This window comes from Salmonella enterica subsp. diarizonae, assembly GCF_008692785.1.
GTDB classification, from domain to species: domain Bacteria; phylum Pseudomonadota; class Gammaproteobacteria; order Enterobacterales; family Enterobacteriaceae; genus Salmonella; species Salmonella diarizonae.
On sequence record NZ_VXJV01000003.1, the window covers coordinates 391,226 to 405,126 of the forward strand.

Annotated in this window: 15 protein-coding genes; 10 read left to right on the forward strand and 5 right to left on the reverse strand. The window is 57.1% G+C overall.

The window, feature by feature from the left end; genetic code table 11:
* Positions 1–64 precede the first annotated feature (64 nt).
* Positions 65–469 carry an OsmC family protein gene (locus F4V72_RS08760; RefSeq protein ID WP_023247891.1) on the forward strand — a complete coding sequence of 135 codons (405 nt, stop codon included), beginning with the start codon at positions 65–67 and terminating at the stop codon, positions 467–469.
* A gap of 95 nt (positions 470–564) precedes the next feature.
* Here the strand turns inward: F4V72_RS08760 and F4V72_RS08765 are convergent, their stop codons facing one another.
* The 3 genes from F4V72_RS08765 to F4V72_RS08775 are packed head-to-tail and all read right to left on the reverse strand — an operon-like array spanning position 565 to position 2,768.
* On the reverse strand, positions 565–1,434 hold the full coding sequence (locus tag F4V72_RS08765) for a phosphoribulokinase (protein WP_001274689.1): 870 nt from the start codon (positions 1,432–1,434) through the stop codon (positions 565–567).
* A 51-nt stretch (positions 1,435–1,485) separates the two neighbouring features.
* Positions 1,486–1,704, reverse strand: a complete 219-nt coding sequence (locus F4V72_RS08770; protein ID WP_023247892.1) for a YheU family protein — start codon at positions 1,702–1,704, stop codon at positions 1,486–1,488.
* The gene (locus tag F4V72_RS08775) at positions 1,701–2,768 is read right to left on the reverse strand and encodes a hydrolase (protein WP_077950626.1); all 1,068 of its coding nucleotides are present in this window, start codon (positions 2,766–2,768) and stop codon (positions 1,701–1,703) included. Before F4V72_RS08775 ends, F4V72_RS08770 begins: the two co-directional genes overlap by 4 nt.
* Before the next feature lie 201 nt (positions 2,769–2,969).
* Between F4V72_RS08775 and F4V72_RS08780 the strand changes: the two genes are divergently transcribed.
* The 9 genes from F4V72_RS08780 to mdcH all read left to right on the forward strand — a co-directional run bounded on the left by F4V72_RS08780 (position 2,970) and on the right by mdcH (position 10,784).
* Positions 2,970–3,281, forward strand: coding sequence for a monooxygenase (locus F4V72_RS08780; protein ID WP_023247894.1), 312 nt, complete (start codon positions 2,970–2,972; stop codon positions 3,279–3,281).
* 264 nt (positions 3,282–3,545) lie between these two features.
* On the forward strand, positions 3,546–5,201 hold the full coding sequence (gene mdcA / locus F4V72_RS08785) for a malonate decarboxylase subunit alpha (RefSeq protein WP_023247895.1): 1,656 nt from the start codon (positions 3,546–3,548) through the stop codon (positions 5,199–5,201).
* Positions 5,201–6,091, forward strand: coding sequence for a triphosphoribosyl-dephospho-CoA synthase (locus F4V72_RS08790; RefSeq protein ID WP_079817345.1), 891 nt, complete (start codon positions 5,201–5,203; stop codon positions 6,089–6,091). The genes mdcA and F4V72_RS08790 overlap by 1 nt, the downstream gene beginning before the upstream one ends.
* Before the next feature lie 168 nt (positions 6,092–6,259).
* The gene (mdcC, locus tag F4V72_RS08795; RefSeq protein ID WP_023247897.1) at positions 6,260–6,559 is read left to right on the forward strand and encodes a malonate decarboxylase acyl carrier protein; all 300 of its coding nucleotides are present in this window, start codon (positions 6,260–6,262) and stop codon (positions 6,557–6,559) included.
* Positions 6,552–7,385 (forward strand): biotin-independent malonate decarboxylase subunit beta, encoded by an 834-nt coding sequence (locus F4V72_RS08800; protein ID WP_136057971.1) that lies wholly within the window; start codon positions 6,552–6,554, stop codon positions 7,383–7,385. Before mdcC ends, F4V72_RS08800 begins: the two co-directional genes overlap by 8 nt.
* The gene (mdcE, locus tag F4V72_RS08805) at positions 7,385–8,185 is read left to right on the forward strand and encodes a biotin-independent malonate decarboxylase subunit gamma (protein WP_023247899.1); all 801 of its coding nucleotides are present in this window, start codon (positions 7,385–7,387) and stop codon (positions 8,183–8,185) included. Before F4V72_RS08800 ends, mdcE begins: the two co-directional genes overlap by 1 nt.
* Positions 8,186–8,307: 122 nt before the next feature.
* A complete protein-coding gene (locus tag F4V72_RS08810; RefSeq protein ID WP_023247900.1) occupies positions 8,308–9,267 on the forward strand; it encodes an AEC family transporter in 960 nt (319 codons plus the stop codon).
* 3 nt (positions 9,268–9,270) lie between these two features.
* The gene (locus tag F4V72_RS08815) at positions 9,271–9,891 is read left to right on the forward strand and encodes a malonate decarboxylase holo-ACP synthase (RefSeq protein ID WP_023247901.1); all 621 of its coding nucleotides are present in this window, start codon (positions 9,271–9,273) and stop codon (positions 9,889–9,891) included.
* Positions 9,888–10,784: a malonate decarboxylase subunit epsilon gene (gene mdcH / locus F4V72_RS08820; RefSeq protein ID WP_023247902.1), complete on the forward strand. Its 897-nt coding sequence runs from the start codon at positions 9,888–9,890 to the stop codon at positions 10,782–10,784. Before F4V72_RS08815 ends, mdcH begins: the two co-directional genes overlap by 4 nt.
* An 88-nt stretch (positions 10,785–10,872) precedes the next feature.
* Here the strand turns inward: mdcH and F4V72_RS08825 are convergent, their stop codons facing one another.
* Both F4V72_RS08825 and F4V72_RS08830 read right to left on the reverse strand, forming a co-directional pair.
* On the reverse strand, positions 10,873–11,805 hold the full coding sequence (locus tag F4V72_RS08825) for a LysR substrate-binding domain-containing protein (RefSeq protein ID WP_023247903.1): 933 nt from the start codon (positions 11,803–11,805) through the stop codon (positions 10,873–10,875).
* A gap of 16 nt (positions 11,806–11,821) precedes the next feature.
* Complete coding sequence (locus tag F4V72_RS08830; protein WP_023247904.1) at positions 11,822–13,723, reverse strand: ABC transporter ATP-binding protein; 1,902 nt, start codon at positions 13,721–13,723, stop codon at positions 11,822–11,824.
* Positions 13,724–13,901: the final 178 nt, after the last annotated feature.

Below are 13,901 nucleotides of genomic sequence, written 5' to 3' on the forward strand. Positions count from 1 at the left end.
CATTGCGAGTTTTGTTGTATGCGCGTAATCTTTCAGGAAAATTGAAACATTGGAGTTACGAAATATGCAAGCGCGTGTAAAGTGGGTTGAAGGACTCACGTTCCTCGGAGAGTCTTCCTCCGGCCACCAGATTTTAATGGATGGCAACTCCGGTGACAAAGCGCCGAGTCCGATGGAGATGGTATTAATGGCGGCTGGCGGATGTAGCGCTATTGATGTGGTATCGATCCTACAAAAGGGGCGTCAGAATGTCACCAACTGCGAAGTGAAGCTGACATCCGAGCGCCGGGAAGACGCGCCGCGCCTGTTTACGCACATTAATTTGCATTTTATGGTTACCGGCAACGATCTGAAAGAGGCTGCCGTCGCGCGCGCTGTTGATCTCTCTGCGGAAAAATATTGCTCGGTGGCGCTAATGCTGGAAAAAGCGGTCCATATTACCCATTCGTATGAAGTGATTGCGGCGTGATTATCATTATCTGATGGCGGCTTCGCCTTATCGGACCTACCAGTTTTTATCCCGTAGGCCCGATAAGCGTAGCGCCATCGGGCGTTTCAACGCGGTTATTCGATTTTTTTGCCTTCCATTAATCGCTGTACCAACGGCAACATAATCAGCTCCATCGCCAGTCCCATTTTGCCGCCCGGCACCACTAATGTATTAATGTGAGAAATGAACGAGCCCTGGAGCATCGCCAGTAGCCAGGGAAAATCGATCCCTTCCAGGTTGCGGAAATGGATCACCACAAAACTCTCATCCAGCGACGGAATGCCCTTTGCGGCGAACGGATTGGAGGTGTCGACGGTCGGCACGCGCTGGAAGTTAATATGGGTACGGGAGAACTGCGGCGTAATGTAATTGATGTAGTCGTCCATGGAGCGCACCACGGAATCCATCACTGCTTCACGGGAGTGTCCACGTTCGCCGGTGTCACGAATCAGTTTCTGAATCCATTCGAGGTTGACGATAGGCACCACGCCAACCAACAGATCAACATGACGCGCGACATCATGTTGCGGCGTGACGACGCCGCCGTGCAGTCCTTCATAAAACAGCACATCGGTCGGCTCGGGAAGCGGCTGCCAGGGTGTAAACGTGCCGGGAACCTGATTCCACGGTACGGCTTCATCATAGGTATGCAGATATTTACGTGACTGGCCTTTACCCGTCTGCCCGTACTCAATGAAAGTGTGTTCCAGCAGGCTGAAGTCATTGGCTTCAGGCCCGAAATAGCTGATATGCCGCCCGGCGTCGCGCGCTTTGCGGATCGCCATGTCCATTTCCGGGCGGGTATAACGATGAAAACTGTCGCCTTCCACCTCGGCGGCGTGCAGATTTAACTGCGCGAAAATTTTACGAAACGCGAGGCTGGTGGTGGTGGTCCCCGCGCCACTTGACCCTGTTACTGCTATCACCGGATGTTTGGCTGACATGGCAACTCCATGATTAAGCTTTAATAATAATGTATTGCCGTCAAAGGCGTTTTATTCGCGAAACTGTTTTTTCGGCATAATATTGACCGTTTCATGTAATTCAGACCATACCAGAACGGCCTCGCCGGATTGCAGTTGACGTTTTACGTCCGCGACTTTTTGTTCAAGCGAACGTTCATGTTCACCATAATCGGTGCCTTCGCGCAACACAAAGCTTTCGAGCAGGTTGTCCAGCGTGTCGGGGGAGAGCCCCTGCCAGGGAATGATCATGATGACGCCTCCAGATACGTTGTCAGCCAGTCAGGAATTCGGCGTTCCAGCCACATTTCAGGGCGCAGCGGCGTACCGCCGATAAATCCTACGTGTCCGCCATGCTCAGTTAACTGATACTCCACGTGTGGGGGCAGATCTTCCGCTTTAGGGATCACATGATGATCCATAAACGGATCGTCTTTGGCATGAATAATCAGCGTCGGTTTAGCAATCTGGTTAAGCAACGGCATGGCGCTACACTGACGATAGTAGTCGATGGCGTCGGCAAAGCCATGAATTTTCGCGGTGATCAGGTCGTCAAACTCGCGGATACGGCGCATTGATTTGAGTTGCCCCAGATTCACCGGCAGCGACCCGGGATACGCCGCCAGCTTGCGTGACGCATTCGCTTTTAACAGATTGAGCAAATAACGCTGATAGACGCGGGAAAACCCTTTATCCATGTGGTAGCTACAGGCTTCGAGAACAAAGGGCGCAGAAACAATCACCGCCGCCTCGATGGGGATATTGCGGCCTTCTTTCGCCAGCAGGCACGCCAGCATATTACCGCCGAGCGAATAGCCCACGGCGGCTGTCGGAACGGTGCCGAACTCCCGCTGTAGCCAGCGTAAAAACCAGGCGCCATCCTCCGTTTCGCCGGAGTGGTAAATTCGATTCAGACGGTTTGGCTCACCGCTACAGCCGCGAAAGTGCATCACTACGCCCAGCCAGCCGCGCTTTTGCGCCGCCTCAATCAGTCCGTGGGCATAGGGGCTGTTCAGGCTGCCTTCCAGGCCGTGAAAGACCACCAGCCGCGGTTTATGCTTTGCCTGTTGCGGCTTTTCGCTCCATGCCAGATCGACAAAATCGCCGTCCGGTAATTCCAGCCGCTGCCAGTAGGCGTTGAACTTCACTTTGCGGCGGATTAAACGCGGCAGCATAGTCTGTAAATGGCGATTACGAATGCCGCGCATGGGAATAAATTCATGCGAGTCATTGACAGGCGGGGTCATTTCTGTAGACGTGATCTCAACCATAGCACCAGAACAATTGATAATTGGAAACAATACTATACCGCGCATAAGGTTCACAGATTAATCAATATGTGATTTTACGTTCAATAAATCACCCGGCGAAATAAGAATTGCGCCTCATTTCGCCAGGGGGGGGGGCGGTATTCACTGCGCGCGCAATACCCTGCAGAAATAGTGTGAACCCCTGCATCAGCCGAATTAATCGTGGTAGTGTGGCAGTACGATGGTTATGTGACTCAAGGAGAAGGCATGTCGAAGACACTTTTACAGATCCACTTTAACTTTAGCGGCCCTTTTGGCGAGGAGATGACTCAGCAACTGAACGGACTGGCGGAGTCCATCAATGAGGAGCCGGGCTTTATCTGGAAAATCTGGACAGAAAGCGAGAAAAACCAGCAAGCTGGCGGCATTTATCTGTTTGAATCCGAAGAAACGGCGCAGGCTTATATTAAAAAACACACTGCACGTCTGAAAAATCTTGGTGTTGATGAGGTGACGTTTAAATTATTTGGCGTGAACGACGCGCTGACGAAAATAAATCACGGCAACCTCTGCCGATAAATCATATAATGCAGGCTTCCCATCCCGGCCAGCCTGCGAACTACGTCCGTTCCCAGCCATTGGCCCCCTTCAAACCTATACCAATAACACCGCGTCGTTCGGCATGCTGCTGTCTGGCGTGATCGTCATCACAAATTGTTACTTCAATTATTACTCTCAGGCTAATGATTTTTACCTGCGCTTAATTGATGATTTTCTCACCAAAGCTCAGACTCTTTTCAGTGTTAAGCCAATCAAACTGATTGTTGAATCAGGAGGTTAATAATGTTATCTGGACAAACGCCAGCACGCGTCTGGAACACGCGCCGCAACGAAAAACAGCGCCGTCTGGCTTCCGTTCCGGTGCAGGGTAAGGTACTGCCTACCGCAGACCTGACCGCGATGCTGGAAAAACTGATCGCGCCGGGTGACCGCGTGGTATTAGAAGGGAATAACCAAAAGCAGGCGGATTTCCTGTCCCGTATGCTGGCGGAAGTCAATCCGCAGAAAGTACACGACCTGCACATGATTATGCCAAGCGTCGGGCGTAGCGAGCATCTGGATATCTTTGAAAAAGGCATCGCCCGCAAGCTGGATTTCTCCTTCTCCGGCACCCAAAGCCTGCGCATCTCGCAGCTACTGGAAGATGGCCAGTTGGAAATCGGCGCCATCCACACTTACATCGAACTGTACTCCCGTCTGTACGTCGACCTGGCCCCGAATGTGGCGCTGATTGCTGGTTACAAAGCTGACCGCAAAGGAAACCTCTACACCGGGCCGAGTACCGAAGATACTCCGGCGCTGGTGGAAGCCGCGGCCTTCCACGACGGTATTGTTATCGCTCAGGTGAACGAACTGGTAGATGACGAATGCGACCTGCCGCGCGTGGATATACCGGGCTCCTGGATTGACTACGTAGTGGTCGCTGACAAGCCGTTCTTCATCGAACCACTGTTTACCCGCGACCCGCGCCTGATCAAACAGGAACACATCCTGATGGCGATGATGGCCATCAAAGGCATCTACGCCGAGCATCAGGTGCAGTCGCTGAACCACGGTATCGGCTTCAACACTGCCGCTATCGAGCTGCTGCTGCCGACTTACGGCGAACAGCTCGGTCTGAAAGGCAAAATCTGTAAACACTGGACTCTGAACCCGCATCCGACGCTGATCCCGGCAATTGAAAGCGGCTGGGTGGAGAGCGTGCACTGCTTCGGCGGCGAACTGGGGATGGAAGAGTACATCCGCGCCCGCCCTGACGTATTTTTTACCGGGGCTGATGGCTCCATGCGTTCTAACCGCGCCTTCTGCCAACTGGCGGGGCAGTATGCGGTGGATATGTTTATCGGTTCGACCTTGCAGGTTGACGGCTATGCTAACTCCTCAACGGTCACCCGTGGTCGTCTCTCCGGTTTCGGCGGCGCGCCGAACATGGGGCACGACCCGCACGGTCGCCGTCACGCGACCCCGGCCTGGCTGAACATGATTACCGAACCGGACCCGATGCAGCGCGGTAAAAAACTCGTCGTACAGATGGTAGAAACCTTCCAGGCGGGCGTGAAGCCGACCTTCGTGGAAAAACTGGATGCCATTGACGTGGCGAAAGCTTCCGGTATGCCGCTGGCGCCAGTGATGATTTACGGCGACGACGTAACGCACGTGCTGACTGAAGAAGGCATCGCTTATCTCTACCGGGCTAAAGATCTGGAAGAGCGCCGTGCGATGGTGGCGGCGGTTGCCGGTATCACCGACATCGGTCTGGGCGTTGACGCGAAACGCGTCGCCGAACTGCGTAGTAGCGGCAAGGTGGTCTACCCGGAAGATATGGATATTCGTCGTACCGACGCCACCCGTTCGCTGCTGGCGGCCGGTAGCGTCGCCGACCTGGTGGAGTGGTCCGGCGGTCTTTACAACCCACCTGCGAAATTTCGGAGCTGGTAATGAAACTTCTGCCTCAGATTCAGGTTGCAGGCGGTGCCGAATGGCTGGCGCGAACCGCCACGCAGTGTCTGATTGACGAAGCACGATTAAGCCCGAAGCCCGGTCTGGTGGACAGTCGGGGGAACGGCGCGCATCACGATTTGACTCTGGCGCTCATGGAGCGCTCGGCGCACAGCCTGACCCCTACGTTTCAGGCGCTGGCGCTACAAAGCTGGCAGCGTCCAGCGGATATTGCGCTCAGACAAACCATAGGGCGACTCGGTCGCGAAGGCGAGAAACAGATGATGGCCGCTACCGACGGCGTGAACACCCACCGCGGCGCGATTTGGGCGCTGGGGATGCTGGTGAGCGCAGTAGCGATGCACGGCGGTGTAGGTAGCGCGCAGCAGGTGGCGAACACTGCCGCCGAGCTGGCGACGCTGCCGGACGACGCCGCGCCGAAGGTCTTTAGCAAGGGGCTGCGTGCCACACGCCGTTATCGCGTACCGGGCGCGCGCGAAGAGGCGCAGCAGGCGTTTCCGCACATTATGCAGCGGGCGCTACCGCAATTGCGTTTAAGCCGATTGAGCGGCAGTAGCGAAACGCATGCGCGGTTAGATGCCCTGATGGCGATTATGACTTCGTTGACCGACACCTGCGTGCTCTCCCGCGCGGGGCTGGAGGGGCTGGACGTCATGCAGGACGGCGCGCGCGCCGTCCTGAGTGCTGGTGGCAGCGCCCATCCGGCGGGTCAGAGGGCGCTGGCGGCGCTCGATCGTCAGATGCTGGCGCTGAACGCCTCGCCGGGCGGCGCAGCCGATTTACTGGCCGCCACCCTGTTTCTTGACCGCATCGAATCGCCCTATACACAAAGTAATTCGAGTTGCAGGACAAAACGCACCGCGTTTTGAACAGCGCTTGCGCTGGCCCCGAAGGGGTGAGGCCAAAAGGCCGAATCACGCGGCAAGGGAGTGAATCCCCAGGAGCGTACATAAGTACGTGACTGGGGGGAACGAGCGTAGCCAACGCATCTGTAACGTGAAGTACGACGTGTATATTTAAAGCATTAAGAGGATGTTATGGAACACATTACATTAACCGTACCGGCCAGCCGTACCTTAAGCGGCAAAGCGCTGGCAGGCGTTGTGGGCTCCGGGGATATGGAGGTGTTATTCACCGCCGACCAGGGCCAGACGTTAACCATTGATATCACCACTTCCGTCGATAACAGCCGTAGCCGCTGGGAAGCGCTGTTCAACCGTCTGCAAACGGTCAGCAGTCTGCCGGCGGGCCAACTGACCATCCACGATTTCGGCGCAACCCCGGGCGTAGCGCGCATTCGTATCGAACAGGTATTTGAAGAGGTGAACTATGCGTGATGACCGCAGTTTTATCGAATTAAAAGCGCGTCAGCGTGCGCAGGCGCTGCTGGATGAAGGCAGTTACCGTGAACTGCTCGACCCGTTTGAAGGCGTGATGTCGCCGTGGTTGGGCGCGCAGGGCATTGTTCCGCAGGCTGATGACGGTATGGTCGTCGCAAAAGGTACCATCAACGGCAAACCGGCGGTGGTGGTAGCGATTGAAGGCGCGTTCCAGGGCGGCAGTATGGGCGAAGTGTCCGGCGCCAAAATGGCGGCGGCGCTGGAGCTGGCGGCGGAAGATAACCGCAACGGCATTCCGACGCAGGCGGTATTGTGCCTGGAAACCGGCGGTGTGCGCTTACAAGAGGACAACCTGGGCTTGGCGGCGATTGCCGATATTCACGCGGCGATTGTCGACCTGCGTCGCTATACCCCGGTTATCGGCATCGTGGCCGGGACCGTTGGCTGCTTCGGCGGGATGTCGATTGCCGCCGCGCTGTGCAGCTATCTGATTGTCACCCGTGAAGCGCGTCTCGGTCTGAACGGCCCGCAGGTTATCGAACAGGAAGCCGGGATCGAAGAGTACGACTCCCGCGATCGCCCGTTTATCTGGAGCATGACCGGTGGTGAAGTGCGTTATCAAAGCGGGCTGGTGGAAGCGCTGGTCGGCGACGGCGTCAACGCGGTGAAAGCGGCGATGAACGAGGCGCTGGCCAAAGGCGTACCGGCAAAACATCGCACCGATAACTACGACGGGTATCTCGATCGCCTGACGAACTTCGACACCCGCAAACAGGCCGATGCTGAACAGATTAAAGCGCTTTTCGCCCGGGAGGTGAAATGATGAGTAACGCAATGAGCCGTGGCCAATTATGGCTGGAAACCCTGGTACCCAATGCCAAACGTCTTGAAGGGCTGTGCCCGTCCGTGCAGGCCGCCGACGGCGAGCTGAACAGTGAAGCGGTGCGTTTTATTGCCGTGGTGCCCGATGCCAATAACCACTACCCGCGCGCTGCTAAAGGCGAGGTCGGGCTGCTGGAAGGTTGGACACTGGCGAAAGTGGTAAGCGAAACCATCGACGCCGATGCCGATAAAGCGGTGAAACGCCCGATTGTGGCGGTGATTGACGTACCAAGCCAGGCCTACGGTCGTCGTGAAGAGGGTTTTGGTATTCATCAGGCGCTGGCGGGTGCGGCGGCAGCCTATGCCAACGCGCGACTGGCGGGGCATCCGGTGATTGGCCTGATCGTCGGTAAAGCGATGTCCGGCGCGTTTCTGGCGCACGGCTACCAGGCGAACCGTCTGATTGCGTTTAACGATAAAGGGGTGCTGATCCATGCGATGGGTAAAGAGTCCGCAGCACGCATTACCCTGCGTACCGTCGAGGCGCTGGAAAAACTGGCGGCGACCATTCCGCCAATGGCGTATGACATCAGCAATTACGCCACCCTGGGGCTGCTGGAGAACCTGCTGGATATCAGCAATCCGGATGCCCCGTCTGTTACCGATCTGGCGCTGGTGAAAACCACCCTGCAACAGGCCATCAATGACGCTCGTCAGGACCCGACGCTGAAAAGCCGTCTGGGCGCTGATAATCGCCGCAGTTCAGCCCTTGTGCGCGAACGTATGCGAGCAAGCTGGTAAGTAAAAAGAGACCTGCCGGATGCCCGGTTCCGTGGGCGCGCTCGTTGCGCCCGCGCGGGCCGCTGTATCTGAAAAATAATAACCATCGCGATAGTGCTAACTTTTTAAATGACAGGTGATTTATGACTTACGTGATTGTTCATGCCCTTGCACCGATTTTTATCATCATGCTGCTGGGATTCTGGGCCGGGAAGGCCAAAATGGTCGATAACAAGAATGTTTCCCTACTTAATATTTTCGTCATGGATTTCGCATTACCAGCGACGTTGTTTAGCGCGACGGTACAAACGCCCTGGACGGGAATTCTCGCCCAGTCGCCACTGATTCTGGTACTGACGCTGGCGATGTGGATTACCTATGCGGCTATCTACTTCCTGGCGACAACCGTCTTTAAAAAGTCGCCGCAGGATGCCGCTGTGCTGACCCTGACGGTGGCGCTGCCAAACTATGCGGCGCTCGGTCTGCCGATTCTCGGCAGCGTATTGGGCGAAGGCGCGACGACCTCGCTGTCCGTCGCTGTTTCCATTGCCTGCGGTTCGGTACTGATGACGCCGTTCTGTCTGCTGATTCTGGAACGTGAAAAAGCGCGCGCCGAAGGCAACAACACCGGTTCTACCCTGGCGATGCTGCCTGTACTGATGTGGCGCTCGCTGAAAAAACCGATCGTGATGGGCCCGCTGCTGGGGGTTATCCTCTCCGCTATCGGTATCAAAATGCCGGAACTGTTCCTCGCGGCGATTAAACCGTTGGGTCTGTCTGCGACCGCCGCAGCGCTGTTCCTGACCGGGGTGATCCTGTCTGCGCGTAAACTGCAGATCAATACTGTGGTGATCACCTCCACCATCGCCAAACTGCTGATTCAACCGGCGATTGCCTGGGGTATCGTGCTTATCTTCGGCCTGCATGGCTCCGTGGCGATTACCGCTATCCTGATGATTGCGCTGTCCGCGGGCTTCTTCGGCGTGGTGTTCGGTAACCGCTTTGGCGTGCAGTCTCCAGATGCAGAAGCCGTGCTGCTGTTGAGCTCGGTCCTGTGTATCCTGTCGCTGCCGCTGTTTATCTCGCTGACTTCAGGAATCTAAATCATGAGCACAACATTACGCCCACACGACCTTATCTGGCTGAACGCGCGCGACGCGCTCGAAGATGTCACGGAATCCTGGGTGGATACCGTCTGGCATAGCGGTCTGCCGGTGGTAGTGCGGCGTGATGTTGATGCGCAGGGGCGTGTGCCCGTTGGTGTGCGCGGCATGAAGCGCGACCAACGGGCGGCGGGCTGGGTGCAGCCGGCGGCCGTCGTTCGTATCTGCTCGCCGCAATCGCTGGTCGACTCGCAGACGTTGTTGCGCTCGCCCTTTATCTCTCAGCCGCCGGTTCAGGTAGCTTTATTATTGGCTCAGCAAACGTGGCCTTGGACGTGGGGCATTACCGGCAGTACCGGCTATGCGCTGGCGACCGGTATTCCGGTTATCCATGCGGCAAGCGATCTGGATCTGCTGATCCGCGCGCCGCAGCCGCTGGCGCGTGAGGAGCTTAAAACGTGGCAGCAGCAGTTAGCGGGCGGACTCTGCCGGGCAGACACCCAGGTGGAAACGCCGCACGGCGCGTTTGCGCTCAATGAGTGGCTGCGCGATGGCAAAGCATTGTTAAAAACCTCGCAGGGGCCGCGGCTGGTGAGCGACCCGTGGAGCAGGGAGGAGTCATGAAAATCCTGTTTACCTTTCCGGGGCAGGGTACGCAGCATCCCGATATGCTGCAAAACCTTCCGGGACCGGAATTAGCACAGGCGCGAGAAGTGTTAGGCGCGGAGGCGGACGGACTGGATTCCCCCGACGCGCTGAAACACACCCGGGCAGTGCAACTGGCGTTGCTGATTGCCGGGGTGGCCTGGGCGCGGGAGCTGGCGCGTCGCGGTGCCGCGCCGGATATCGTCAGTGGACTGTCCATTGGCGCGTATCCTGCGGCGGTAGTGGCCGGGGCGCTCGATTTTAGCGACGCGCTGAAGCTGGTGGCGCTGCGCGGTGATTTAATGGAACAGGCGTATCCGCACGGCTATGGCCTGACGGCGATTATGGGACTGACCCTGCCGCAGGTGGAAAGCCTGGTGGAAGGCAGCGGCACCTGGATCGCCAACCTGAACGCGGAAACCCAGATTGTGATTGCCGGCACCGACGAAGCGATGGCTGGCGTGGCGAAACGGGCATTAGCGAAAGGGGCCAGTAAGGCGCATCGTCTGGCGGTCAGCGTACCGTCGCATTGTGAGTTGCTGGCAGAACCCGCGCAAAAACTGGCGGCGGCGTTCAGCAATGTGACGCTCTCTCGACCACGCTGCGCGTATTTGAGCGGCAGTACCGGACGCGTTTTATGGCAGCCGGAAAAAATTGCTGATGACCTGGCGATGAATATGGCGCGCACGGTGCGCTGGCAGGAGGCGGTCATTTCCGCCAACGAGCGCGAAGCGCGGCTGGCGATAGAGATGCCTCCGGGCGGCGTGCTGACCTGCTTAACGCGTCAGGCGGCGTGGGAAGGGGAGTCTGTCTCACTGGAGCGCAACGGGGTGGAGGTAGCCGTGCATCTGGCGAAGCGGCTTCGCGCGTAATGTTGTTGCCCGATGGTGCTGCGCTTATCGGGCCTACGCTCGTGCTTGCTGTAGGCCGGAAAAGACGCGAAGCGTCGCCCTCCTGCAATCAGCCGTTCGGGTTAAGGCTGCGCGCGTACATCCGCCCTTCGGCGGCCAGCGCCAGCAGGCTTGGATCGCGCTCCCGGTTGCGGGCAAAGACAATGGCGATAAGCTGCTGCATCTGGTATGGCTCGGAAAGTTTCAGTAGTTGCACGGTATTCTCGTACATCTTCTTCATTCGCCCCGGCATCAGCGTAAAGCCCACGCCCGCCTGCACCAGGCTGAGCATCGAAAAGATATCGTTCACGCGGGTGACAATCTCCGGCTCAAAGCCGGCGATATGAAAGGCTTCCTGAAACCCAGCATAGGTGGCGAACCCTTCCGCCAGCGAGACAAACTTCTGCTCCCGGTAATCGCGCAGGTCAGCCGGTGATGAGGTATTGAGGGTAGCCGTTGCTGGCGCCGCGAGATAAATATCATCGTGAAACAGCGGCAGCACTTCCAGACTATTGCGATCGATTTCGCTTTCAGAAATCGAGATCAGAATCGCGTCCAGCGTACCGTCTTCCAGCATTTTCAGCAGTGCTTCGTTAGAGCCCATGGTGAGATCCAGCTCCAGATCCGGGCGGCGCAGCTTCATGCCCATAATCAGGTGCGGTACCGTTTCCAGCGTCAGCGAGTAGAGCGTGCCGACGCGCAAACGCCCCTGACCGACACCTGCCGTTTTACGGGTCTCTTCCAGCCCTCGGGCCATCAAATGCGTCACTTCCTGGCAATATTCCAGCAGCGTCCATGCCGCCGGTTGGGCAATCAGGTTGCGGCCTTTGTGGATGAACAGCGGACAACGCACGTTCTCTTCCAGCGTGTGCAGCGCCCGGTGCACGCTGACGCCGCTGATATCCAGCGCCTCGGCGGTGCGGGCGATATTGCCCTTCGCCATAAAGGTCATGAAGATGGTCAGCTTGCGGAAGGTTATGTCATCGGTAATTGATACGCTCATCGTCCGGCCTTTACGGTTAATCGTTCATCATCTGCTCAAGCCTCTCCTGTGCTTCCAGCCACGCCATTTCGCACGCTTCCAGCCCGGATTTGGCGCTGGCCTGTTGCTGTAGGCATTCCGTCATCTCCGCTTTGCGGCTCGGGTCGTACAGGCTGCTGTCGCCGAGCTTCTCTTCCGCCTGCGCTAATTGGGCGTTGAGCTTCTCCATCTCTTTTTCCAGACGGGCAATCTCTTTACGCAACGGTTGCGTCAGAGTACGCAGTTCCGCGTCGCGGCGCTTCTGATCTTTACGCGCCTGCGCGCTGTTGGCGTTCTCTTTTGGTACGTCGTCGGTCTGGTTTTCCTGCTTCTGCACGTCGCTCAGCCACTGCTGGTAATCTTCCAGATCGCCGTCGAAGGGTTCGACTTTTTTGTCGTGCACCAGATAGAGGTCGTCGGTGGTGGAGCGGATCAGGTGACGATCGTGCGAGACAACCACCAGCGCGCCTTCGAAATCGATCAGCGCTTCGGTGAGCGCCTGGCGCATGTCGAGATCCAGGTGGTTGGTCGGCTCATCGAGCAGCAGCAGGTTTGGTCGCTGCCAGACGATCAGCGCCAGTACCAGGCGCGCTTTCTCGCCGCCGGAGAAACGTTGCGTCTCTTCCGTTACTTTGTCGCCCTGGAAACCGAAGCCGCCGAGATAATCACGCAGCTTCTGCTCCAGTTCCTGCGGCGCCAGACGCGCCATATGCTGCAACGGCGATTCATCGGCGCGTAAATACTCCAGTTGGTGCTGGGCGAAGTAGCCGAGCTTAATGCCTTTGGCGAGGCCGATTTCGCCGTGCAACGGTTCCAGTTCGCCCGCCAACAGTTTAATCAGCGTCGATTTCCCCGCGCCGTTACGTCCCAGCAGACCAATACGCGAGCCGGGCACCAGGTTTAGCTTGATAGATTCCAGAATGATGCGATCGCCATAACCTGCGCTGACTTTTTCCATCTTCAACAGCGGGTTTGGTAGGCTTTCCGGCGCGCGGAAGCTGAAATGGAACGGGTTGTCCACATGAGCCGGAGCGATAAGCTCCATACGCTCCAGCATCTTGATACGGCTTTGCGCCTGTTTCGCTTTGGTCGCTTTGGCGCGGAAACGGTCGATATAACTTTGCAGATGCGCCACACGCTCCTGCTGACTTTCATACATCGCCTGCTGCTGCGCCAGGCGCGTGGCGCGCTGTACTTCAAACGCGCTGTAGTTGCCGGTGTACTCGAACAGAGTCTGCTGTTCGATATGGATAATTTTATCCACTATCGGGTCGAGGAAGTCGCGATCGTGGGAGATCAGAATCAGGGTGCCCGGATAGCTTTTCAGCCATTTTTCCAGCCAGATGACGGCATCCAGATCGAGGTGGTTGGTCGGTTCGTCGAGCAGCAGTAAATCGGAACGGCAAATCAGCGCCTGGGCCAGGTTAAGGCGCATTCGCCAGCCGCCGGAAAAGTCGCTGACCGGACGTTCCAGCTGATCGTTAGAGAAGCCGAGGCCGTGAAGCAGGCTGGCGGCGCGCGAGCGAACGGTCCATGCGTCGATGGCGTCCAGCTTGCCGTGTATGGCGGCGATAGCATGTCCGTCGTTACGTTCGTTGGCGTCGTTAAGCTGCGCTTCCAGATGACGGTATTCACGGTCGCCGTCAATGACATACTCAATCGCTGGCTGGGGCAACGCAGGCGTTTCCTGATTCACCCACGCTAATTGCCAGGTTCCGGGCAGGGTAAAACTCCCGGCATCGGCGCTGATTTCATTTTTCAGCAATGCCAGCAGGGTAGATTTACCGCAGCCGTTTTTACCCACCAGGCCGACTTTCTGGCCGGGATTAATGGTAGCCGAGGCATTGTCCAGTAGGACGCGCACGCCGCGACGAATTTGTAACGAGGAGAAAACAATCATAAGGCGCCGTATGTTCAGACTATGTTAATTTATCATTATGATAATGTAATATTCGGGCGTACCGCCGCGCTGGAGCGCAATGGTAGCTCAAAACAACAACGATACACAAAATCATTCAGGCCGCCTTTGGTGAGGGACAAGAATATCTCTCATTAATCCCCAGCGGCGTACATAGAGT

What these genes read in the sequence shown, in the direction of transcription:
- F4V72_RS08825 (WP_023247903.1), bottom strand. Translation starts at nt 11,805, where the DNA reads ATGAGCGTATCAATTACCGATGACATAACCTTCCGCAAGCTGACCATC.
- mdcC (WP_023247897.1), top strand. Translation starts at nt 6,260, where the DNA reads ATGGAACACATTACATTAACCGTACCGGCCAGCCGTACCTTAAGCGGC.
- F4V72_RS08765 (WP_001274689.1), bottom strand. Translation starts at nt 1,434, where the DNA reads ATGTCAGCCAAACATCCGGTGATAGCAGTAACAGGGTCAAGTGGCGCG.
- F4V72_RS08770 (WP_023247892.1), bottom strand. Translation starts at nt 1,704, where the DNA reads ATGATCATTCCCTGGCAGGGGCTCTCCCCCGACACGCTGGACAACCTG.
- mdcA (WP_023247895.1), top strand. Translation starts at nt 3,546, where the DNA reads ATGTTATCTGGACAAACGCCAGCACGCGTCTGGAACACGCGCCGCAAC.
- mdcH (WP_023247902.1), top strand. Translation starts at nt 9,888, where the DNA reads ATGAAAATCCTGTTTACCTTTCCGGGGCAGGGTACGCAGCATCCCGAT.
- F4V72_RS08780 (WP_023247894.1), top strand. Translation starts at nt 2,970, where the DNA reads ATGTCGAAGACACTTTTACAGATCCACTTTAACTTTAGCGGCCCTTTT.
- F4V72_RS08800 (WP_136057971.1), top strand. Translation starts at nt 6,552, where the DNA reads ATGCGTGATGACCGCAGTTTTATCGAATTAAAAGCGCGTCAGCGTGCG.
- F4V72_RS08790 (WP_079817345.1), top strand. Translation starts at nt 5,201, where the DNA reads ATGAAACTTCTGCCTCAGATTCAGGTTGCAGGCGGTGCCGAATGGCTG.
- F4V72_RS08760 (WP_023247891.1), top strand. Translation starts at nt 65, where the DNA reads ATGCAAGCGCGTGTAAAGTGGGTTGAAGGACTCACGTTCCTCGGAGAG.
- F4V72_RS08815 (WP_023247901.1), top strand. Translation starts at nt 9,271, where the DNA reads ATGAGCACAACATTACGCCCACACGACCTTATCTGGCTGAACGCGCGC.
- mdcE (WP_023247899.1), top strand. Translation starts at nt 7,385, where the DNA reads ATGAGTAACGCAATGAGCCGTGGCCAATTATGGCTGGAAACCCTGGTA.
- F4V72_RS08830 (WP_023247904.1), bottom strand. Translation starts at nt 13,723, where the DNA reads ATGATTGTTTTCTCCTCGTTACAAATTCGTCGCGGCGTGCGCGTCCTA.
- F4V72_RS08775 (WP_077950626.1), bottom strand. Translation starts at nt 2,768, where the DNA reads ATGCGCGGTATAGTATTGTTTCCAATTATCAATTGTTCTGGTGCTATG.
- F4V72_RS08810 (WP_023247900.1), top strand. Translation starts at nt 8,308, where the DNA reads ATGACTTACGTGATTGTTCATGCCCTTGCACCGATTTTTATCATCATG.